The organism is Agrococcus sp. TSP3-2-1, from assembly GCF_049897585.1.
Lineage (GTDB): Bacteria > Actinomycetota > Actinomycetes > Actinomycetales > Microbacteriaceae > Agrococcus.
On record NZ_JAFCWN010000006.1, the window covers coordinates 184,048 to 205,660 of the forward strand.

The window sequence follows — 21,613 nt, forward strand, 5'->3', positions numbered from 1 at the left end:
AGCGCATCGGCCGGGTCAGGATCTGCGCCATCACGAACGAGTCGTTGATGACGGCGATCGGCATGGTCACGGGGTGGTCTTCGCGCTTCGGCATGGGTGTCTCCTCGAGTGGTGTGTCTCCCGATCAGTCGATCGGGAAGGCGTTGAACTGGATCTGGATGCGGTGGACGGGATCGCTCTCGTCACCGGTGTCTGCGGCGGCCTCGTCGAGGTGCAGGGCGATGAGGCGCTCGACGTCGCGCGTCAAGCGGTGCAGCTCGCTCGCGCGGAGCGAGACCGAGCGGCTCGAGAGGCGGGACGCGTCGAGGATCGGCTCCTCGTAGCGCTCCTCCCCCGTCGCGACGTAGGCGGCGAGCAGCGCGCTGTCGTGCTGGGTCCACGCGCCGAGCACCGTCGCGGTCGCGGCGCGGCCCTCCGGGGCGTCGGCGAGCTCCTTCGTCCACACCTCGACGGGTGCGATCGCTCGACGCCACCAGCGCTCACGACCGGTGCCGATCGACGCGTCCTCAGCGATGAAGCCCTTCGCCTCGAGCTGCCGGAGGTGGTAGCTCGTCGAGCCGGTCGACTCGCCGAGCGTCGCAGCGAGCGACGACGACGTCTGCGGACCCTGCGTCGTCAGCACGTGCAGGATGCGCACGCGCAGCGGGTGAGCGAGGGCCTTGAGGGATTCGAGATCGACGGCCGGGGCCTCGCTCTCGCCGCCGGAACCGTCGACGGCGGCGTCGAGCATGGCTCCATACTACCCTTTGCAAAGCCTTCTTTGCAACCGTTGTCAGAGACCTCGAGCGGGCGCAGAGTTCCGGCACTCTGCGGCCGCAGATGCCGCGCGGCAGCAGAGTGCCGGTACTTTGCGCGGCGGGGAAGCGCGGCGCAGGTCAGTCGCGGGCGATGATCCAGCCGTGCAGCATGGCCATCCAGCCATCGTCGTCGGCGGTCCACGCGCGCCACGCGTCGGCGATGCGCTCCCGCTCGGCGGCGTCCGCGAGGCCGAACCGCTCGGTGCCGTCGGCGAACGCGGAGTGCACGGCGCGCTCCGCCCACTGCCCGCCCCAGAACTCGCGACCGCGGGCCGACTCGAAGCACCACGTCTCGACGTCGGTCTCGATGCTCGAGAAGCCCGCCTCCCGGGCCCACGCCTTGAGCTTCGCGCCGGCGTCGCCGTCGCCCCCGTTCGCGGCCTGCAGCGAGACGACGAGCTCGCGCCAGCGCGCGAGCTCCGGCGTGAGCGGATGCATGGCGGTCGACGAGTAGATGACGTCGCGCGCCGCGACGACCCGGCCCACGCGCCGCCACGCGGCGAGCGCCGACACCGGCTCGCCCAGGTGCTGCAGCACCTGGTGCGCGTGCACGATCTCGAACTCCCCGCCCGGCGGCGCGTACGCATCCCCCACCAGGAACTCGACGTTGCCGACGCCGGCATCGGCAGCCGCGCGCCGCGCGTGCTCGACGACCTCGGCGCTCGCATCGATGCCGACGACGTGGCCCGCGTCGCCGACCCGCCGCGCGAGGTCGATCGTGATGGAGCCCGGGCCGCACCCGACGTCGAGGATGCGCATGCCCGGCTCGAGGATCGGCGCGAGGTAGGCGGCCGAGTTCTCGACGGTGCGAGCCGCGTGCGCGCCGACGACGCTCGCGTGGTGACCATGAGTGTACGTAGCCGGGGGCATGAGCACACTCTATGGCGAAGCGCGCGTCTCGGCCGGTTCTAGGGTGGTGACATGACCAACCCCTTCCTGACGCCCAGCGCGCTCCCGTACCAGCTGCCGCCGTTCGCCGACATCCGCGACGAGCACTTCGAGGAGGCGCTCGAGGCCGGCTTCGCCGAGCAGCTCGAGGAGGTCCGCGCGATCGTCGAGGACGACGCCGCGCCGACCTTCGAGAACACGATGGAGCCGCTCGAGCGCTCCGGCGCGATCCTCTCGCGCGTCGCGCACGTCTTCTTCAGCATGACCTCGACCGACTCGACCCCGTTCCTCGAGGAGCTCGAGGAGCGCTTCGCGCCGCGCTTCGCCGCGCACGAGGACGCGATCACGCTCGACCCGCGCCTGTACGCGCGCGTCGCGGCGCTGCACGAGGCGCCGGATGCGTCATGGACGGACGAGCAGCGCTACCTCGTCGAGCGGCGCCACACCGAGATGACCGTCGCGGGCGCCGGCCTCGACGAGGCGGCTCGCGCACGGCTCATGGAGCTCAACCAGCGGATCGCGACGCTCACGACGCGCTTCGACAAGCACCTGCAGGCCGACACGAACGACCTGGCGGTCGTGATCGACTCCGCGGCAGAGCTCGACGGGCTGAGCGACGGCGAGATCCAGGCCGCTGCGGCCGCCGCTGCCGACCGCGGGCTCGACGGCAAGTGGCTCATCACCCTGCCGCTGTTCTCGGGCCACCCGTGGCTCGCATCGCTCACCGACCGCGGCGTCCGGCGCCGCGTGATGGAGGCGTCCCTCGCCCGCGGCACGCGCGGCAACGAGCACGACAACCGCGAGACGGTCGTCGAGCTCACGGCCCTCCGCGCCGAGCGCGCGGCGCTGCTCGGCTTCGCGACGCACGCGCACGCCGTGACCGCCGACGAGACCGCCGGCAGCCCCGACAACGTCATGGCGATGCTCACTCGGCTCGCGAAGCCCGCCGCCGCGAACGCGCGCGCCGAGGCCGCGGCGCTGCAGGCGCAGATCGACGCCGCGGGCCTCGGCTACCAGCTCGCCGCGTGGGACTGGGACTACTGGACGGAGAAGGAGCGCACCGCGCGCTTCGACGTCGACACCGCGGCGCTGCGCCCCTACTTCGAGGCCGAGCGCGTGCTGCGCGACGGCGTCTTCTTCGCTGCGACCCAGGTCTACGGCATCACGTTCGAGGAGCGGACGGACCTCGTGGGCTACCACCCCGACGTGCGCGTCTTCGAGGTGCGGAACGAGGGCGGCTCCGAGCTCGGCCTCTACCTGCTCGACCTCTACACGCGCGACTCGAAGCGGGGCGGCGCGTGGATGAACTCGCTCATCCAGCAGAACGAGCTGCTCGGCCACCCGACGGTCGTGATGAACAACCTCAACGTGCCGAAGCCGCCGGCCGGCACGCCGACGCTGCTGACCTTCGACGAGACGACGACGCTCTTCCACGAGTTCGGGCACGCGCTGCACGGCCTCTTCGCGCACGTCACCTACCCGTCGCTCGGCGGCACGAACGTCTTCCGCGACTTCGTCGAGTTCCCGAGCCAGGTGAACGAGATGTGGATGCTGTGGCCCGGCATCGTCGAGCACTACGCGCGCCACATCGACACCGATGAGCCGCTGCCCGCCGACGTCATCGAGCGGCTGCAGGCGTCGGAGTCGTTCAACCAGGGGCACGACACGAGCGAGTACCTCGCGGCGGCGCTGCTCGACCAGGCGTGGCACGCTCGCGTCGCGGGCGATGAGGTGACGGATGTCGCGGCCTTCGAGCAGGACGCGCTCGACCGCGTGGGCCTCTTGAACGAGACCGTGCCGACCCGCTACTCGACCGGCTACTTCCAGCACGTCTTCTCCGGCGGCTACTCGGCCGGCTACTACTCCTACATCTGGTCGGAGGTCATGGACGCCGACACCGTCGAGTGGTTCAAGCAGCAGCCGTCGATCCGCGAGGCGGGGCAGCGGTTCCGCGAGCGTCTGCTCGGCGTCGGCGGCTCGAAGGACCCGCTCGCCGCGTTCCGCGACTTCCGCGGCCGCGACGCGGAAATCGCGCCGCTGCTCAAGCGCCGCGGGCTCGACGCCGCGGAGTAGTCCCGGCACGGCGAAGGGGCGCTGCACCGATCGGTGCAGCGCCCCTCCGTCTCACGCGGCTACGGTGTCGCTCCGACCACCGGTGCCTCCAGCACTGCCGTCGCCGTCTCCGCCGTCCCGAGGTTGTCGGTGTAGGTCACCGTCACCCGGATGTAGGAGCCGGCGTCGGCCGCCGTCGTGGTGTAGGTGTCGGACGTCGCTCCGAGCACCGTCGAGCCGTCCGGCACCGCCGGGTCGGTCGATCGCGTCCACGTGTAGGTGAACACGACGTCCTCCACGCCGTCGGCGTCCGAGATGGGCGTCGCCCTGAGGAGCGTCGCGACGGGCGGACCCGCCGGGGATCCCGTGTAGGCGAGGCTCAGGCCGACCGCGGGGTCGTTCCGGTTCTCCACCGCGCTCGTCGTGACGGGCGACGCCGCCGAGTGCCGCAGCCCAGCGCTGTCGGTGAAGTTCACCGTCACTCGCATGAACTGGTTGACAGCTGCGTCGCCGGGCGTGTAGCTGCTCAGGGCGGTGACGCCCGATCCAGCCGCGGGACCCGTGCGCACGAGCTCCTCCCACTCGCTGACCGTCGCGGGCGAGTCGCCCTCCCCGGCCCACCAGATGAACTCGATGCCGGTGAACTCGCTCGCGTCGAGCGGCGTGACGCCGTCCGTCGCGACGAGCCTCGCCGTGATCTGCGCGTCCTCCACCGGAGCGTCGGTCGACATGGTGACCGCCCCGAGCGGCGCGCACGCATCCCAGCCGTCGCCGGCCTCGTTGAGCGTCGCGCACCCGTCCGAGAACTGGAGTCGCTCGAAGCCGCGGATGACATCCGTGCCGTCGCTCTCCTCCGCCTCGACGACGTTGGTGTGCTCGACCTGCCAGTAGCCATCGGGCAGCGCCGTCACCGTGTAGTCGGCCATCGGGTTGGAGTACACCGACGTGTCGGACGATGCCGCCGCGTTGGGGTCCATCACGATGTCACGCACGATGTCGATGTCGCCCGGGTTGAGCGCTCCCGAGAACACCCGCGCCTGGAGCTGCGCCGCGCTGTCGAAGCGCTCTCCAGTCGTGGTGTCGAGGAGCTGGACCCGGAGCATCGCGTCGCCGTCGAGGTAGTCGTTGCCGCCTCGTCCCTCGATGGTGTCGTCGCCGGGGCCGCCCATGATGATCATGCTGAGGCCGTCGGCATCGATCGGGGGCGTGTCCCGCATGAACGGCGCCGCGTAGTCGTACGCAGCCCCGGCCGGCCGCAGCAGCGCCTCGAGCCCATCGATCAGATCGAGGCTCGCCTGCGTCGCCTTGTGCAGCGGGATCTCGCTCGGCGCGATGTCATCCGGTGCCACGAGCGGTCCGCGGAGGGTGTCGGAACCGGCACCACCCGAGAGGGCCTCCATCTGGTCGAATCGCGACGGGAGCGGGTTGTTCGGCTCGAAGGTGCGAGTGAACTGCCAGTCCGACGTGACCGGTCCCGACTGCCCGTAGTAGGTCAGCCAGTCGAAGCCGATGTTGCCGAGGTGGCGATCGGTGCCGACGGCTGCGCCGACCAGGATGTCGTCGCCGCCCTCGCCCTCGACGTCGTCGTTGCCGAGGCCGCCGATCACGACGTCGTTGCCGCCCAGCGTGTCGTTCTGGAACTGGTCGGCATTGTCGCCCTGGAGGAGGTCGGCGTGCGAGCTGCCCTCGATCCAGTCGTGCTGCTCGCCGCCGAAGACGGTCGTGCGGCCGGAGGTGCCGCGGATGATGTCGTCGCCCATCCCGAGGAAGAACGTCGACGCGTCGCCCCCGCCGTTGACGACGAAGTCGTCGCCGAGGCCGCCGAGCGCGAGGTCGGCACCGGGACCGACGTGGATCGCGTCGTTGCCCTGGTCACCGTGGATGGTGTCATCGCCGAACGAGTCGGTGATGATGTCGTGGCCGGGTCCGCCGATGAGCGAGTCGTTGCCCGACCCGCCCTCGATGCGGTCGTCGCCCTCGTAGCCCCACAGCGAGTCGTCGCCCTCGTCGCCGATCATGTGATCGCGGTTCGCGGTGCCGTGCATCTCCACGTGCTCGTCGCCCGACCAGCGCCAGCTGCCATCGGTGCCCTGCAGCAGGCCCGCGGGAAGCGGGTTCGGCAGTGCGTCGAGGTCGATGATCGGGTCCTGCAGAGCGAAGATGTTCGCCGGCAGGTTCGACGCATCGGAGTTGCGCTGGATGAGGTCCGAGAACGAGTTGCCCTCGAGCGCGGCGAACAGCTGCTCGCCCTGGTTGCGGAACAGGTAGTAGAACCGGTCGCCGAACTGCAGCTGCTCGAGCTGCGTCTCGAAGACGTAGTTGAACGTCGAGCCCAGCATGCCGCCGAAGGCGTCGAGCCGCTCAGCGAGGCCGCCGACCCAGAACTCCACCGACTCGAGGCCCGTGGTGGTCGAGCCACCCGCGTTGCCCCAGCTGCCCGTGCCGTTCATGAAGTCGAGGCGGTCCGCCGGCGCCGTGACCGGCGTCGGTGCGAGCGCCGCCAGGTTGAGCTCCGTCGCGGCGCTGATCGAGTTCGTGTCACCGAGGATGAAGAGCTCGGTCGGCGACAGCCGCTCGATCTCCGCACGGATCGCCGGCGTCATCCCGGTCGGCGGCATCAGCAGGATCGGCGAGCCGTTGAGGCCTGCGCCGGGCGCTGCGGTGACCGCGTCGGGGAAGTTCTCACCGGTCGTGACGTACACGCGGTTCGCGCCCGTCGGGAAGAACTGCTGACTGATCTGGATGGCCGTCTCGTACCTGCTCGCGCCGCCCAGTCGCGTGACGGAGCCGGTCGTGTACGCCTGCAGCTGCGACGCGACCACGGGGCTCACCGAGGGCGTGCCTCCGAGGACGACGATCTCGGCCGGGTCGAGCCGATCGAGCTCGGCGGCGATGACCGCGGGGATCGACCCCGGGGTGACGAGCAGCATCGGCGAGCCGTCACGAGCGGCGACGGCCGAGCCTGCGAGCGCGTCGGGGAAGTTCTGCCCGTTCGCGACGAAGACCCGGTTCACCGGTCCCGTGAAGGTCCGCGCGATCGCTGCGGACGTGGCGTAGCGGTCCGCGCCGGCGATCCGGGTGACCGGGGCGTCGGTGGCGGAGATCGCGTTGAGCGAGATCACCGTGTTGGCGTTCACCGAGTTGGTGTCGCCGAGGACGACGATCCGCTGGGGCGAGAGGCGCTGCAGCTCTGCGTGCGTCTCCTGCGGCAGCGCGCCGGCGCCGTCGTTGGGGACGAGCAGGATCGGTGCGCCGAGCGCTCCGGCCGAGAGGGCATCCGGGAAGTTGAAGCCGTTCGTGACGTAGACGACCTCTGCCCCCGCCGGGTAGTGCCGCTCGGAGAAGAGCGCGGCGGTGTGGAAGCGGTTCGCGCCCGGGAACCGGGAGATGAACTCGCTGCCGACCGGGGCGCCGTTCACGAGCATCGCGGCCGCGGCCCGGCGCTCGTCGACGGTCGTCGCCGCGAGGATCGTCGGGTGCGTGCCGTACGCGGCGACGAAGTTCACGAGCGACGCATTGCTGCCGCCGCGACCGAAGTTGTTGCCGTTCTTCAGGCCGAGGCCGAAGTCGACCCAGTCGCTGTACGGCTCGAGCGCAGAGTCGCCCGTCGCGGCGAAGAACGCCGCGCGGGCATCCTGCAGCGGCGGGATGCCGACGTCGCGACCGCGGAGCAGGTTGATCGTCGCGAGGTCGAGCGGCAGGCCGAGCAGGTTGTTGCGCAGCGTGTCGGTGACGTGCTCGTCGATCTGGCTGCCGACGCGTCCCGTCATGCCGTTGATGAGCGATCCTGCCGCCTGCTCCGGCGTCAGCGTGCCGTTCATGTCGTACCGCTCGGGGTTCAGGAAGCCTTCGAGCAGCGGCACATCGGTGAGACCCGTGGTCCCTCCGGCGTCCTCCCGCCCGATCTCCTCCGTCATCATCGAGTGCCCGAAGCGGTAGACGACGTGCGCGAACTCGGCCATGATCGCCGGGTCGATCGCGGGGTTGTAGCTGTTCTCGTTGAACACGACGGCATCGATCGTCGGAGCGATCGTCCGCGCGAACTCCTCGAAGACGATGTGCTGGTACTGCATCTCGGTGGCGAACTTCGCGGCCTGGAAGAGCCGCTCCTGGTATGACCAGTCGTCCGCCTGCGGACCGGGCAGCGTCTCCTCGGGCTTCGCCGAGGGGTAGCTGTGCGCCTCGCCGCGGAAGGCCTTCGCGAACTCCGCGAGGAGCGTCGGGTCGGCCATCGTCTGGTCGTTGCGCAGCAGCTCCGTGCTCGGGTCGCCGTTCAGCAGCGCCTCGATCTGCCCCACCATGCGGTTGTGCTCCGCGTGGAAGATCGCGTGCACCGCGGTCAGGCCGATGTTCTCGTTGACGCGACCGTCGCCGGCGACGAAGTGCTCGCCGAGGCGCGCCGCGTCGTAGCCCGTGAGGCTCGGATCGCTCACCGGAGCGCCGCCCGCGTCGAACAGCGGGATGCCCGGGTCGATGATGTCGCCGTTCTCGTCGAACTGGATCGGCACGAGGTTGCCCGCGGCGTCGAACAGCGGCGTGGCGCCGTGCGCGATGTCGTCGAGGAACGCGTGGTTCGTCGAGAGGGCGTTCGTCGTCGAGACCGGCGCTGCCGGGTCGCCTTCGACGAACGTCACGTCCTGCACGTTCGGGCCGGACGAGACGATGAGCTGCGGCAGCCCCCGGGCGGGGCCCGGGACGTAGTTGCCGTAGGGGTCGACGAGCACCTGGGGCACGTCGAGCAGGTCGGCGTCGGTCAGCCCGATGCCGAGGATCTGGTTCGACTGCCGCTTGAGGTCGGCCCACGTGCCCATGCCGCCGCCGACGCCCTCGAGCAGGTGCCCGGTCGCGTCGCCGTCGGCGTCGTACTGGCGCAGGAACACCTGGTGCGAGGGGTGGGACGCGTACGTCTGGTTCTGGTCGACGAACGGGGTCGTGAGGTTCGTGTGCTCCGTCGTCGGGTTGCCGTTCGCGTCCTCGATGCGGTCCGCTCGCGTCAGCACGAGGAAGTTCGAGTGCGACGACGGGTCGTAGAGCGGGTCGTCCCCCTCGAGCGGCACGATGAGCGTGCCGTGGCCGCCCTTGTCCACGAGGTCGAGGCCGTGGTCGAAGAACTGCCCGAAGAAGCCCATGAACGTGTTGAACGGCGCCGACAGTCCTTCGTCCGGCGCCGTGTTCGGGGTGCTCGCCATGTCGGTGCCCTCGATGAGGGTCGCCGTGCCGGCCTCGATCTGGTTGACGATCGCGGGGTTCGACGTCGTCTGGTCGACGATGAGGTTGCTGATCACGCGCGGCTCGCTGTCGTAGACGAAGCCCTCGGTCTGCGCGTAGCAGGTCTGGCCCGTCGGGCTCGTCGCCCCGCAGACCGCGCTCTGGCCGGCGGTGTTCGGCGGAGCTCCCGGCGGCACCGTCTCGGCCTCGAGCCAGATCGGGTCGAGCAGGCGCGGGAACGCGTTGTCGGCGCTGCCGTAGTGGGCCTGGTTGACCCGCAGGTTGTTGTACGAGCCATCGACGGTGCGCACGCCCGCGGGCCGGGCGACGTCCGGCACGCACGTGCCGGTCGCGTCCTGCGCGCTCGCGCAGAGCAGCGTGTAGTTCGACGGGTCGAGCTCGTCGGCGGCGTGCGCCTCGGAGATCTGGATCTGCCGCAGGATGAACTCGAGATCGTTCTGGTTCAAGACGAACGACGGGGTCTCATCGGTGACGGCGAGTGCGGGGCTCGGTGTCGCGACCACGGCGACGGGGACGGCTATCGCGAACGCCGACAGGAGGGCGATCGAGTTGCGCCGCAGCTTCTCACCGAGGTGGCGAGATCGTGGCGGCGGGCTGCTGGGGGCGGGCGCGTGCACGGTGGCTCCTCTTGCTCTGCCCGACGGAGGACTCCCGCCGGGCTGTCGCCCACGTCGACCGCGACACCTTCGCCGCGGCTCGGCCCGCGCGCTGCGCGAGTCGGTGAGCTGTGCTTGCTTCGGTCACCGTCAAGGGTGATTCGTGGCTGGATATGGCTCAATACACAGACGCTTCAGCCCTCCTGAGGACATTCGCACCCAGCCCCCGGGGTACGCCGATCTGTACCCCTCGCTCGCGGCACACTGAGCCGATCGTCGGTCGACCCTAAGTGAACGCCGTTTACAAAGCGTTCTAGAACATGCATCGCACGCCGTTGCAGAACAGCGTCACCCGCGCGCCGAGGCTCCGCGCGAGGCTTCGCGCGGAGCCGGTCCCGCCCCTGCGCGTCAGCGCGCGCGGCCCGCTTGCAGCACGAGCCAGATGAAGTACGGGATGCCGACGAGCGCGGTCATGACGCCCGCAGGCAGCTGCGCGGGAGCGATGAGCGTGCGCCCGAGCGTGTCGGCGAGCAGGGTGAGCGAGCCGCCGAGCAGGGCCGCGAGCGGCAGCAGCACCCGGTGCCGGGCACCGACGAGCGCCCTGGCCGCGTGCGGCGCCACGAGCCCGACGAACGCGACGACGCCGATCGCCCCGACCGCCGTCGAGGCGAGCGCGACGGCGAGCACGAGCGCGACGACCTGCACCGCGGGCAGCCGCACGCCGAGCAGCCGCGGGGTCGCCTCGTCGAGCTGCGCGAGGTCGAGGTCGCGGTGCATCCACACGAGGGCGAGCACCGCGACGACGATCGTCACCGCGACCGGCACGACGTCCTCGAAGCCGCGGCCGTAGGTGCTGCCGGCGAGCCAGACGATCGCCTTCGCCCGGTTGTAGGGGTCGGTGACGACGATGAGCATGCTCGTGAGCGCCGCCGTGCCCGCCGAGAGCGCGAGGCCCGTCAGCACGAGCCGGAGGCTGCCGAGCCGCCGCCAGCCGACGAGCGCGATCACGAGCGCGCCGACGGCCGCGCCTCCCGCGAGCGCGCCGCCCGCGACGGCCCAGCCGACCGCGGCGGGCACGAGCGTGATGACGCCGATCGCTCCGAGCCCGGCACCGCCCGCGACCCCGAGCAGGTAGGGATCCGCGAGCGCGTTGCGCGCGATCGCCTGCACGAGCGCGCCCGAGAGCGCGAGCGCGACTCCGGCGAGCACCGCGGCGACGACGCGCGGCGAGCGCGTGTCGAGCGTCACGCGCACCGCGTCGCCCGCGCGGCCCGCGAGCCAGTTCGCGACGTCGCCGAGCAGCAGCATCCGGTCCCCGAGCAGCACCGCACCGACGGCGAGGGCGGCGAGCAGCGCACCCGCGACGACGAGCGGCAACCACGCGCGCGCGGTGAGCGTCCGCGCGCCGAGCACCGTCATCGACTCGGTCTCGGCAGCACCCGCCATGGAGCGCGCGAGGACGATGATGCAGACGGCGCCGACGAGGCTCGTCACGACGCCGGTCGGGACGTCCATCGATCGGATGCCGCCGAGCGCGAAGCGCAGCAGCACGTCGGAGCCGACCACGAGGAGCGCGCCGCTGAGCGCGGCGAGCGGGATCGCGACGATGTGGCGGGCCGCGCCCGGGATGCGCGCCGCGAGCAGCCGGACGACGATCGGCGCCGCGAGCCCGACGAAGCCGATGGGCCCTGCGATCGCCACCGCTGCGGCCGCGAGCGCGACCGAGGCGACGAGCGCGGTGAAGCGGAGCCGGCCGACTCCCACGCCGATCGTGGTCGCGGCCTCCTCGCCGAGCGAGAGCACGTCGAGCCTGCGCGCGAGCAGCAGCAGCGCGGCGATGCCGAGCAGCACGACGGGCAGCAGCTGCGCGACGGTGCCGATGCCGTTCTGCGAGAGCCGACCGACGCCCCACGCGTAGAGGCCAGCGGTCTCCTGCTCCGCGAGGATGATCGCGACCGTCGAGACCGACTGCAGCGCGAGCGCGAGCGCGGTGCCGACGAGCACCATCTGCGTCGTCGAGCCTCGCCCGCGGCCGATCGCGACGACGGCGAGCGCAGCCACGATGCCGCCGCCGAAGGCGAGCGCCGCGCCACCGAGCCCGGGCAGGCTCGCGCCGAAGACGGCAGCGAGCGCGATCGCGGCGCCCGCGCCGCCGTTCACCGCGAGCGTGTCGGGCGAGGCGAGCGGGTTGCCGGTGATCGTCTGCATCGCGTAGCCGGCCGCGCCGAGCGCGAGCCCGACGACGATCGCGGCGGCGACGCGCGGGAGCCGGCTCTCGACGATGACGGCGCTGTCGCTCCGCTCCCCGCCGAGCCAGCCCAGCAGCTCGGGCACCCCGAGCTGCGTCGTCCCCTGCGTGACGTGCCAAGCCGCGAGGCCGAGGAGTGCGACGAGGAGGGCCGCGCCGAGCGCGAGCCCTCCAGGTCGGACCCGGGTCACGGCGTGGGCGAGAGCGACGCGAGCACCGCGTCGAGGTAGGCGCTCACCGAGTCGACGCCGCCGAAGAGCCAGATGCCGTCGGGCAGCCGGTGCACGCGGCCTGCCTCGACCGAGGGCAGGCCGGTCCAGATCGCGTTCGATGCGAGCTGGTCGACGAACACGTCACGGTCGCCGACGGTCATGTAGAGGATGTGCGACTCGGGGTCGAGCGCGGTGAGCCCCTCGACGTCGGTGATGCCGAGGCCGTACTGCGGGTCGCCCTCCCCCGGCCAGCCGTTCTCGAAGCCGATCTCCTGGAACGCCGCGGGCAGGAGCGCACCGTCGGCGTAGGGGCGGATCTCGATCTGCCCGCCGTTCTCGTAGCCGTCCATGTGCGCGAGCGGCGTGCCGGCGAGACCGGCCGCCTCGACCTCGCCCGCGAGCTCGTCGACGTGCGCCTCGAACTCGTCGATCGCGGCCTCGGCCGCGTCCTGCGTGCCGGTCGCCTCGGCGACGAGCCGCAGGTCGGCGAGCATCGTGCCGAGGGGGTCGGATGCGTCGGCGCCGGCGAGGACGACGACGGGCGCGATGGCCTCGAGGTCGCCGTAGGCGGCGTCGTCGCGGCCCGCGACGGCGACGATGAGGTCCGGGGCGAGCGCCGCGATCGAGTCCATCGACGGCTCGGTGCGCGTGCCGACGTCGGTCGGCTCGCCCGCGAGCGGCGCTCCCGTGCCGGCCCAGCTGGTGTAGCCCTCGACGTCGGCGACGCCGACCGGCTCGATGCCGACGGTCTGCAGGTGCTCGACCGCCGCCCACTCGAGGGCGACGACGTCGGTGGCGCCGGCCGGCACCTCGACCTCGACGCCGCGCGCGTCCGTCACCGTGACGGCCGAGGCCTCGGGCTCCGCGCCCTGGCTGGAGCCGGCCGGCTCGGTCGTGCCGCACGCGGTGAGGGCGAGCGCCGAGAGCAGCGCGGCGCCGGTGAGCAGGGTTCGCTTGGACATGGGGGTCCTTCCTCGGGCGCTCGGCCCGATGGGAGTGCGCGTCACGCGGCGCGCGACACGAGGGGCCGGCGGCGGAGCCGCTGCGGCCGGATGCGCAAGCCCGAGGGGTCGGGCTCGACGTCGATGGGCACCTCGTAGGCGGCGCTGAGGCGCTCGGCCGTCAGCACCTCCTCCGGACTGCCGGTGGCCACGATGCGGCCGTGCACGAGCAGCACGACGTCGTCGGCGACCTCGGCGGCCTGCTCGAGGTCGTGCAGCACGATGCCGACCGCGACGCCGTCGTCGGCGAGGTCGCGCACGATCTCGAGGATCTCGCGCTGGTAGCGCACGTCGAGGAACGTCGTCGGCTCGTCGAGGAGCACGATGCCGGTCTCCTGCGCGAGGCACGTCGCGAGCCACACGCGCTGCCGCTGGCCGCCGGAGAGCTGCGCGACCGGGTGCTCGGCGAGCGAGTCGATGCCCGTCGCGGCCATGGCTCGCTCGATCACCTCGCCGCCGCGCGGATCGCCGGAGCGGAACCGGCCGCGGTGCGCGAACCGGCCGTAGGCGACGACCTCGCGCACGCTCACGCCTGAGGGGTCGGGGTGCGACTGCGCGAGCAGCGCGATGCGGCGCGCGAGCTCGCGCTCGGCGAGCGCCGACGCGTCGGCGCCGTCGGCGAACAGCACGCGCCCCTCGGTCGGCCGGTGGAGCGCGGTGAGGCCGCGCAGGAGCGTGGACTTGCCGGAGCCGTTCGGGCCGACGAGGGCCGTCACGCGGCCCGGGGTGAGCGTGATCGACGCGGCGTGCACGATCGCCTCGCGCCCGTATGCGAGCGAGACGTCGTCGGCGCGCAGCGCGCTCAGTCCGGTGCGGTTCACAAGGTAAGGGTAGCCTTACCTTCGGTGCTTCCGCAACGCGGTCAGGCCGAGAGCTCCTGGATGTCGTCGGCGGTGAGCACGATGGGCGGCTCGCCGCCCGCGACGGACTCGCGCGTCACGATGACTCGCTCGACGCCCTCGCGCGAGGGCACGTCGAACATCACCGGTGCGAGCACGGTCTCGAGGATCGCGCGGAGGCCACGAGCACCGGTCTTCCGCTCGACCGCGAGGTCGGCGATCGCCTCGAGCGCCTCGGGCTCGAAGTCGAGCTTGACGCCGTCGATCTCGAACATGCGCTGGTACTGCTTCACGAGCGCGTTGCGCGGCTCGGTGAGGATCTGCACGAGCGCGGCGCGATCGAGCGGCGACACCGTCGCGATGACGGGGAGCCGGCCGATGAACTCGGGGATGAGGCCGAACTTGTGCAGGTCCTCCGGCAGCACGTCCTGAAAGACGTCGAGGTCGGGCTTGAGCGACGCGACCGGGGCGCCGAAGCCGATGCCGCGCTTGCCCGAGCGGTTCGCGATGATGTCCTCGAGGCCGGCGAAGGCACCCGCGACGATGAACAGCACGTTCGACGTGTCGATCTGGATGAACTCGGAGTTCGGGTGCTTGCGCCCGCCCTGCGGCGGCACCGAGGCGACCGTGCCCTCGATGATCTTCAGCAGCGCCTGCTGCACGCCCTCGCCCGAGACGTCGCGCGTGATGGACGGGTTCTCGGCCTTCCGCGCGACCTTGTCGATCTCGTCGATGAAGATGATGCCGGTCTCGGCGCGCTTGACGTCGAAGTCGGCGGCCTGGATGAGCTTGAGCAGGATGTTCTCGACGTCCTCGCCGACGTAGCCCGCCTCGGTGAGCGACGTCGCGTCGGCGACGGCGAACGGGACGTTGAGCTGCTTCGCGAGCGTCGACGCGAGGTAGGACTTGCCGCAGCCGGTCGGGCCGACCATCAGGATGTTCGACTTCTGGATCTCGACGCCGTCGCCGGCGGTGTCGGCCGACTCGAGCTGCTTCGCGGCGCCGATGCGCTTGTAGTGGTTGTAGACCGCGACCGCGAGCGACTGCTTCGCGCTCTGCTGGCCGACGACGTACTCCTCGAGGAAGTCGAAGATCTCGCGCGGCTTCGGCAGGGTGAAGCGCTCCGGCTGCGTGCCCTCGCCGGCCTCGGCGGCGCGCTCCTCGATGATCTCGTTGCACAGCTCGACGCACTCGTCGCAGATGTACACCGCGGGGCCAGCGATGAGCTGCTGCACCTGCTTCTGGCTCTTGCCGCAGAAGGAGCACTTCAGCAGATCGCCGCTCTCTCCGAGTCGTGCCATCTCGCCCTCCTCATCGCCTGCGAGCGCGGGCCGCGCCCTGTGACGAGCCTAGAGCAGGCCGCCGACACGGGGGCCGACCACGCCGGATTCGGCCCGATCGGCGCCGGGGCGGCCCGCGAGCCCCTCGATAGGCTGGAGGCATGCATGCCGCCCTCGCCGCGCTCGCGGCCGTCATCCTCCTGCCCGCCCACGCCGCCGTGATCGGCTCGACGCCGAGCGACGGCGACACGGTGACCGAGCAGCCCGGCACGTTCAGCGTCGTGATGAACGAGGAGATCCTCTCGCTCGAGGGCGCCGACTCCGCGAACCGGCTGCAGCTCACCGACGCGGACGGCCGCTACTACGGCGACGGCTGCGTCGTCGTCGAGGGCGACACGATCTCGCTCGACGCCGAGCTCGGCGCGGCGGGCGACTACGCGCTCGACTACCAGGTGGTCTCGTCCGACGGCCACCCCGTCGACGGCACGGTGGCGTTCTCGTTCGAGCCCGCCGAGGGCGAGGCTGGCACGGCCGGCTCCGAGACGGCCCCGATCTGCGGTGCCGCCGCGCCCGACGCGACCGAGCCCGCGTCGACGACCGAGCCCGAGGCATCCGTCGATCCCGGCGAGGCGGCGCCCGGTCCGGTCGCGAGCGACGACGCGAGCCCCGGCGACGACGCGGCCGACGAGGGCGGCGACTTCCCGTTCATCGCGATCGGCGTGCTCGCACTGCTCGTCGTGCTCGCGATCATCGCCTACACGGTCAACCGCGGCTACCGCCGCCGGCGCGACGAGGCGTGACCCCGCGCATCCCCGCGCATGACGAAGGCCGGCACTCCTGCGGGAGGCCGGCCTTCGTCGTTCCAGCGTCAGCCGAGCAGCTGCGGCGCCGTCTTGCGGCTCGTGAGCACCTGGTCGATGAGGCCGTACTCGAGGGCCTCCTGCGCCGAGAGGAACGTGTCGCGCTCGATGTCCTTCGAGACGCGCTCGACCTCTTGGTCGGAGTGCTTCGCGAGGGTCTCCTCGAGCCACTCGCGCATGCGGAGCACCTCGCGCGCCTGGATCTCGATGTCGGATGCCTGACCGCGGCCGGCGTCGGACGTCGCGGGCTGGTGGATGAGGATGCGGGCGTTCGGCAGCGCGAGGCGCTTGCCGGGCTCGCCCGCCGCGAGCAGCACGGCCGCGGCGGAGGCCGCCTGGCCGAGGCACACCGTCTGCACGGCGGGCCGGATGTACTGCATCGTGTCGTAGATCGCCGTCATGGCCGTGAACGAGCCGCCGGGCGAGTTGATGTACATGACGATGTCGCGGTCGGGGTCCTGCGACTCGAGCACGAGCAGCTGCGCCATGACGTCGTCGGCGGATGCGTCGTCGACCTGCACGCCGAGGAAGATGATGCGGTCCTCGAAGAGCTTCGCGTAGGGGTCCTGGCGCTTGAAGCCGTAGGCGGTGCGCTCCTCGAAGCTCGGGAGGATGTAGCGCGAGCCGGGCATCTGGAGGGCGCTGCCGCCCGCCTGGAACGTGGGAGTCTCCATCAGTTGCCGCCCTCCTGGTCAGCGGTGCCGTCCTGGTCCGTGCCGCCGCCGCCCGTGACGTCGCTCGCCGACGCGCGGAGGTGGTCGACGAATCCGTACTCGAGCGCCTCCTGCGCCGTGAACCAGCGGTCTCGGTCGCCGTCGGCGTTGATCTGCTCGACGCTCTTGCCCGTGCGCTCCGCAGTGATCTCGGCGAGGCGCTTCTTCATGTCGAGGATGAGCTGCGCCTGCGTCTGGATGTCGCTCGAGGTGCCGCCGAAGCCGCCGTGCGGCTGGTGCAGCAGCACGCGCGCGTTCGGCGTGATGTAGCGCTTGCCCGCGGTGCCGGCGGTGAGCAGCAGCTGGCCCATCGAGGCGGCCATGCCGATGCCGACCGTGACGATGTCGTTGGGCACGAACTGCATCGTGTCGTAGATCGCCATGCCGGCCGTGATCGAGCCGCCGGGCGAGTTGATGTAGAGGTAGATGTCCTTGTTCGGGTCCTCTGCGGCGAGCAGCAGGATCTTCGCGCAGATCTCGTTCGCGTTCTCGTCCCGCACCTCCTGGCCGAGCCAGATGATGCGGTCGCGCAGCAGCCGGTCGAAGACCGACGGCGCGAGGACGGGTTCAGCCACGGGTGACTCCTTCTCTCGGTTGCTCTCCACACTAGGTGAGCGGGAGGGGCGCTCCTGCGCGTGTTCGCCGCAGGCGGAGGCACGCGAGAGGGCCGGGCTCCCGCCCGGCCCTCTCTGAGGTGCTCAGTCCTCCTGGTGCTGCGCCGCGAGCTTCGCCTCTGCCTCGCGGATCGCGCCCTCGACGTCGTCCTCGTCGACCTCGTCGGCCGGCGGCAGGAAGTCGGAGAGGTCGACGGCCTCGCCCTTGTCGTCGACGACCGAGACGCGCCCGAGCAGCGTCGAGAGCGTCTTGCCGCGCAGGATGTCGCCGAGCAGCACGGGCAGCTGACCGTTGGCCTCGAGCGCCTGCACGAGCTCCTGCGGCGCCATGCCGTACTGCGCGGCCTGCTGCACGATGATCTGCGTGAGCTCCTGCTGCGTGACCTGCAGGTTCGCCTCCTCGGCGAAGCGGTCGAAGAGCATCTGCTGCTTGAGGAGCTTGCGCGTCTCCTGACGCACCTCCTCGCCGTGCTCGGTGTCGTCGGCGCGGTTCTCGGCCTCGAGGTGCCGGGTGACCTCATCCTCGACGACGGCCGAGGGGACCTCGATCTCGACGGCCTCGACGAGCTCCTCCTGCAGGCGCTGGCGCGCCTGCTCGGCCTGGCCCATGCGGCGGCTGCGAGCTGCCTGCTCCTTGAGGTCGGCCTTGAGCTCGTCGATCGTGTCGAAGGCGCTCGCCATCTGGGCGAAGTCGTCGTCGGCCTCGGGCAGCTCGCGCTCCTTGACCGCGTCGACGGTGACGGTGACCTCGGCGTCCTTGCCGGCGTGGTCGCCGCCGACGAGCTTCGAGGTGAAGGTGGTCTCCTCGCCGGCGGTGAGCGAGTCGACGGCCTCGTCGATGCCGTCGATGAGCTCGCCCGAGCCGACCTCGTAGGAGATCCCGTTGGCGGTGTCGACGACCTCGCCCTCGATCGTCGCGGTCAGGTCGAGGGTGACGAAGTCGCCCTTCGCGGCGGGGCGGTCGACCGTGACGAGCGTGCCGAAGCGGCTGCGCAGCGCGTCGAGCTCCTCCTGCACGGCGTCGTCGCCGATCTCGATCGCGTCGACCGTGATCGTGCGGCCGTCGACCTCGGGGAGGTCGAACTCGGGGCGCACGTCGACCTCGATCTCGAGGACGAGGTCGCCCGAGAAGTCCCCCAGCTCGGGCCACGCGGTGACGTCGGCCTGGGGGCGGCCGAGCGGGCGGATGCCGGCCTCGGCGACACCCTGGCGGTAGAACTCGTCGATCGACTCGGAGACGGCCTGGTTGAGGATCTCCTCGCGCCCGATGCGCTGGTCGATGATCGCCGCGGGGACCTTGCCCTTGCGGAAGCCGGGGACGCTGATCTGCTCGGCGACGGCCTTGTAGGCGCTGTCGATCGCGGGGCGCAGCTCCTCGGGCTCGACCGCGATGGTCAGCTTGGTGCGCGTGTTCTCGATCTTCTCGACCGTGGTCTTCACGGGGTGGTCTCCTGAGGTTGGTGGTTGTGCGGCACGAGGGCCAGCGGTGCGTAGGCACGCGAGATCCACCGCTTGCGGGCGGACCATCGTCCGAGTGTAACGGCCCTCCCCTGCGATCGGGCCAATCCGCCCGTTCGCCCGTGACGAATCACGGGCATGACCGCGCTCGCCGGGCCCCGAGCGGCCGCCCGGTGGCGGCCTGCAATACTCGGGCGAGTGGAGACCTCGCTCGAGCAGTGCCTCGTGCGCGCGGCGGACGGCGACGAGCGGGCGTTCGCGGAGCTCTACGACGCGACGGCCGCGAGGGTCTACGGGCTCGTGCTGCGCATCCTCGTGGATCGCGCGCAGTCGGAGGAGGTCGCGCAGGAGGTCTACCTCGAGGCGTGGCGGCAGGCGAAGCGCTTCGACCCGAGCCGCGGGGCCGCGATGTCGTGGCTGCTGCAGATCGCGCACGCGCGCGCCGTCGACCGCGTGCGCTCCTCGCAGTCGCAGCGCGATCGCGACGAGCGGATCGGCGTGCGCGACACGGCGGTGCCGGTCGACACCGTCGCCGAGCAGGCCGAGATCTCGCTCGACGCGGCGAGGGCGCGGCGAGCGCTCGGCGACCTGAGCGACTCGCACCGCGAGGCGATCGAGCTCGCGTACTTCGAAGGGCTCACGCAGACGGAGATCGCCGAGCGCATCGGTGCGCCGCTCGGCACGGTGAAGACGAGGCTCCGCGACGGCATGCAGCGCCTCCGCGGGATCCTGGGGGTGACGACATGACCGACGAGTCCCGGCCCGTCGACGAGCTGGCGGCCGCCTACGCGCTCGACGCGCTCGAGCCTGCCGAGCGCGCGCGCTTCGAGGCCGAGGCGTCGCCCGAGGCGCTCGCGGAGGCGCGGCAGCTCGCCGACACCGCGGCGCTGCTCGCGGCCGACGAGGTCGCGCCGCCGCCGAGCCTGCGCGCGAGCGTGCTCGACGCGATCGCGCGCGAGCCGCGGCGCGACGCGCCGTCCGCACTCTCGCGACCGGACGCATCCGCCGCCGCTCGCGCCGAGGAGCCGCGCGCATCCACCCCCGCTGCCGGCCCGGTCGGCCCTGCCGAGCGCCGCGCGCGAGCGCGCTGGCGCCCCGCGCGCGTGCTCGGTGCGGTCGCGGCGGGGTCGGCGCTGCTGCTCGGCGGCGTCGCGATCGGCACCCAGCTCGGCGGCGACTCGCGACAGGAGGCGCTCGGCGCCCTCGTCGCGGCGTCCGACGCGCATCGGAGCGAGGTCGAGCTCGCCGACGGCGGCGTCGCGACGGTCGTCTGGTCGCCCGAGCGCGAGCAGTCGGCGATCCTCTTCGACGGCCTGCCGGCCGCGCCCGAGGGATCGACCTACCAAGCCTGGTTCATCGACGAGGCCGGCGCCCGATCGGCGGGCGTGTTCGACGCCTCGAGCGCGTTCCTGCTGGAGGGCGAGCTCTCGGCCGGCGCCGCGATCGGCGTGACGGTCGAGCCGGCGGGCGGCTCCGAGGCGCCGACGAGCGACCCGATCCTCGTCGTCGAGACCTAGGTGGCGGCGCAGCGCGCTGGCCGCCTCGGCACGGCCGCGATCACTGTCGCCTCGATCGGGCTCATCGTCACGTGGAGCTCGGGCTTCGTGGGCGCAGAGCTCGCCGCTCGCGCCGGCGGCGAACCCATCACGGTGCTCGCGTGGCGCTTCGTCGTGCTCGCAGGCATCCTCCTCGCGGCGATGCTCGCGCTCCGCCGTCGCTGGCCGGGGCGCGCGAGCTGGCTGCGGCAGGGCACGGTCGCGGTGCTCAACCAGGCGGCGTACCTCCTCCTCATCTTCGAGGGCGTGCGCGCGGGCGTCGACGGCGGCACCGCGGCGCTCATCGCAGCGCTCCAGCCGATGCTCGTCGCCACGATCGCCGGCCGCTTCCTCGGCGAGCGGGCGAACGGATGGATGTGGCTCGGCATGGCGGTCGGGCTCGGCGGCGTCGCGCTCGTCGTCTCGGGCGCTCTCGGCGGCACCGGCGCGCCGCTGTGGGCCTACGCGCTCCCGCTCGCCGCGGTCATGTGCCTCGGCACCGGCACCGTGCTGCAGCGCCGCTGGCACATGCACGACGACCTCCTGCAGACGCTCACCCTGCACTCGATCGTCGCGGGCGCCGCATTCATGGCGGTCGCGCTGCTGCGCGGGCACGCCGCTCCCCCGGCGTCGGGCGAGCTCTGGTTCGCGGTGCTGTGGCTCGTCGTGCTCTCGAGCCTCGGCGGCTACGTGCTCTACGTGACGGTCACGCGCTCGCACGGCGCGACGTTCGTGAGCACGATGCTCTACCTCACGCCGCCGACGACGATGCTCTGGGTCTGGCTCATCTTCGGCGTGCCGATCACGCCGCTCGGCATCGCCGGGCTCGTCGTAGCGGCGGCGGGCGTCGCGATCGTGCTCACCGCGCAGCGGCGCGGGCGCGCTCGGCCGTAGCGACGCATCCGGTCCCGTGCTGAGAGGAGCCCGATGATGGAGGAGCAGCTGCTCGACGGCGTCTGCCTGCGCTGCCGCCGCCCACCCAGGAGCACCCGGCCCTGCGCCATCGAGGGCGGCTACGGCGAGCCGACGGTCGGCGAGTGGCCGGCGCACCACCGGGATGACTGGACGGACCCGGAGCTCCGGGAGCTCGGGCTCACACCGTGGCGGTGGCCGCTGCATCGCCGCACCGCGCTCGCCGACCTGCGGTGGGCGCAGCTCGAGTCGGACTGCGAGCGCCACGGGCACGAGGTCGTCTGGGAGCATGGGTACGTGCTGTGCGATCGCTGCCACCACCCGCTCGTGTGGGTGCCGACGCAGCACGAACCCGGTTGAGTGCGATGGAGGAGGACCC

At 71.9% G+C, this 21,613-nt stretch carries 16 protein-coding genes; 6 read left to right on the forward strand and 10 right to left on the reverse strand.

Annotated features, from left to right (window positions below):
• Window positions 1–124: 124 nt before the first annotated feature.
• Complete coding sequence (locus ACP7BI_RS10610; protein ID WP_425845979.1) at window positions 125–730, reverse strand: helix-turn-helix domain-containing protein; 606 nt, start codon at window positions 728–730, stop codon at window positions 125–127.
• Window positions 731–875: 145 nt separating this feature from the next.
• Window positions 876–1,667, reverse strand: a complete 792-nt coding sequence (locus ACP7BI_RS10615) for a methyltransferase domain-containing protein (protein WP_425845980.1) — start codon at window positions 1,665–1,667, stop codon at window positions 876–878.
• A gap of 51 nt (window positions 1,668–1,718) precedes the next feature.
• Here ACP7BI_RS10615 and ACP7BI_RS10620 point away from each other — a divergent pair, with 51 nt between their 5' ends.
• On the forward strand, window positions 1,719–3,758 hold the full coding sequence (locus tag ACP7BI_RS10620; protein WP_425845982.1) for a M3 family metallopeptidase: 2,040 nt from the start codon (window positions 1,719–1,721) through the stop codon (window positions 3,756–3,758).
• 59 nt (window positions 3,759–3,817) lie between these two features.
• On the opposite strand, the gene ACP7BI_RS10625 is transcribed toward ACP7BI_RS10620, so the two are convergent.
• From ACP7BI_RS10625 to clpX, 5 genes are all read right to left on the reverse strand, one after another.
• Entirely contained in the window at window positions 3,818–9,583 is a 5,766-nt protein-coding gene (locus ACP7BI_RS10625; protein ID WP_425845985.1) for a peroxidase family protein, read from the reverse strand.
• Between the two features lie 387 nt (window positions 9,584–9,970).
• Entirely contained in the window at window positions 9,971–12,001 is a 2,031-nt protein-coding gene (locus tag ACP7BI_RS10630; protein ID WP_425845988.1) for an iron ABC transporter permease, read from the reverse strand.
• The gene (locus tag ACP7BI_RS10635; protein WP_425845991.1) at window positions 11,998–12,984 is read right to left on the reverse strand and encodes an ABC transporter substrate-binding protein; all 987 of its coding nucleotides are present in this window, start codon (window positions 12,982–12,984) and stop codon (window positions 11,998–12,000) included. The genes ACP7BI_RS10630 and ACP7BI_RS10635 overlap by 4 nt, the downstream gene beginning before the upstream one ends.
• Window positions 12,985–13,025: 41 nt before the next feature.
• Window positions 13,026–13,844 carry an ABC transporter ATP-binding protein gene (locus ACP7BI_RS10640; protein WP_425845993.1) on the reverse strand — a complete coding sequence of 273 codons (819 nt, stop codon included), beginning with the start codon at window positions 13,842–13,844 and terminating at the stop codon, window positions 13,026–13,028.
• A 41-nt stretch (window positions 13,845–13,885) separates the two neighbouring features.
• Window positions 13,886–15,163 (reverse strand): ATP-dependent Clp protease ATP-binding subunit ClpX, encoded by a 1,278-nt coding sequence (gene clpX, locus ACP7BI_RS10645; protein WP_425845996.1) that lies wholly within the window; start codon window positions 15,161–15,163, stop codon window positions 13,886–13,888.
• Between the two features lie 140 nt (window positions 15,164–15,303).
• Between clpX and ACP7BI_RS10650 the strand changes: the two genes are divergently transcribed.
• Entirely contained in the window at window positions 15,304–15,942 is a 639-nt protein-coding gene (locus ACP7BI_RS10650) for a copper resistance protein CopC (RefSeq protein WP_425845999.1), read from the forward strand.
• A 68-nt stretch (window positions 15,943–16,010) separates the two neighbouring features.
• Here ACP7BI_RS10650 and ACP7BI_RS10655 read toward each other — a convergent pair whose 3' ends face one another.
• The 3 genes from ACP7BI_RS10655 to tig form a co-directional block, all read right to left on the reverse strand.
• On the reverse strand, window positions 16,011–16,676 hold the full coding sequence (locus ACP7BI_RS10655) for an ATP-dependent Clp protease proteolytic subunit (protein ID WP_425846001.1): 666 nt from the start codon (window positions 16,674–16,676) through the stop codon (window positions 16,011–16,013).
• Window positions 16,676–17,290 (reverse strand): ATP-dependent Clp protease proteolytic subunit, encoded by a 615-nt coding sequence (locus tag ACP7BI_RS10660; RefSeq protein WP_211449452.1) that lies wholly within the window; start codon window positions 17,288–17,290, stop codon window positions 16,676–16,678. The genes ACP7BI_RS10655 and ACP7BI_RS10660 overlap by 1 nt, the downstream gene beginning before the upstream one ends.
• Before the next feature lie 123 nt (window positions 17,291–17,413).
• On the reverse strand, window positions 17,414–18,769 hold the full coding sequence (tig, locus tag ACP7BI_RS10665) for a trigger factor (protein ID WP_425846004.1): 1,356 nt from the start codon (window positions 18,767–18,769) through the stop codon (window positions 17,414–17,416).
• A 216-nt stretch (window positions 18,770–18,985) separates the two neighbouring features.
• On the opposite strand from tig, the gene sigK reads away from it, so the two are divergent.
• The 4 genes from sigK to ACP7BI_RS10685 are packed head-to-tail and all read left to right on the forward strand — an operon-like array spanning window position 18,986 to window position 21,594.
• Window positions 18,986–19,534 carry an ECF RNA polymerase sigma factor SigK gene (gene sigK, locus ACP7BI_RS10670; protein WP_425846007.1) on the forward strand — a complete coding sequence of 183 codons (549 nt, stop codon included), beginning with the start codon at window positions 18,986–18,988 and terminating at the stop codon, window positions 19,532–19,534.
• Window positions 19,531–20,304: an anti-sigma factor domain-containing protein gene (locus tag ACP7BI_RS10675; RefSeq protein WP_425846010.1), complete on the forward strand. Its 774-nt coding sequence runs from the start codon at window positions 19,531–19,533 to the stop codon at window positions 20,302–20,304. Before sigK ends, ACP7BI_RS10675 begins: the two co-directional genes overlap by 4 nt.
• Window positions 20,305–21,216, forward strand: a complete 912-nt coding sequence (locus ACP7BI_RS10680; RefSeq protein WP_425846013.1) for a DMT family transporter — start codon at window positions 20,305–20,307, stop codon at window positions 21,214–21,216. It begins immediately after the preceding gene.
• Window positions 21,217–21,252: 36 nt separating this feature from the next.
• Window positions 21,253–21,594, forward strand: coding sequence for a hypothetical protein (locus ACP7BI_RS10685; RefSeq protein ID WP_425846014.1), 342 nt, complete (start codon window positions 21,253–21,255; stop codon window positions 21,592–21,594).
• Window positions 21,595–21,613: the final 19 nt, after the last annotated feature.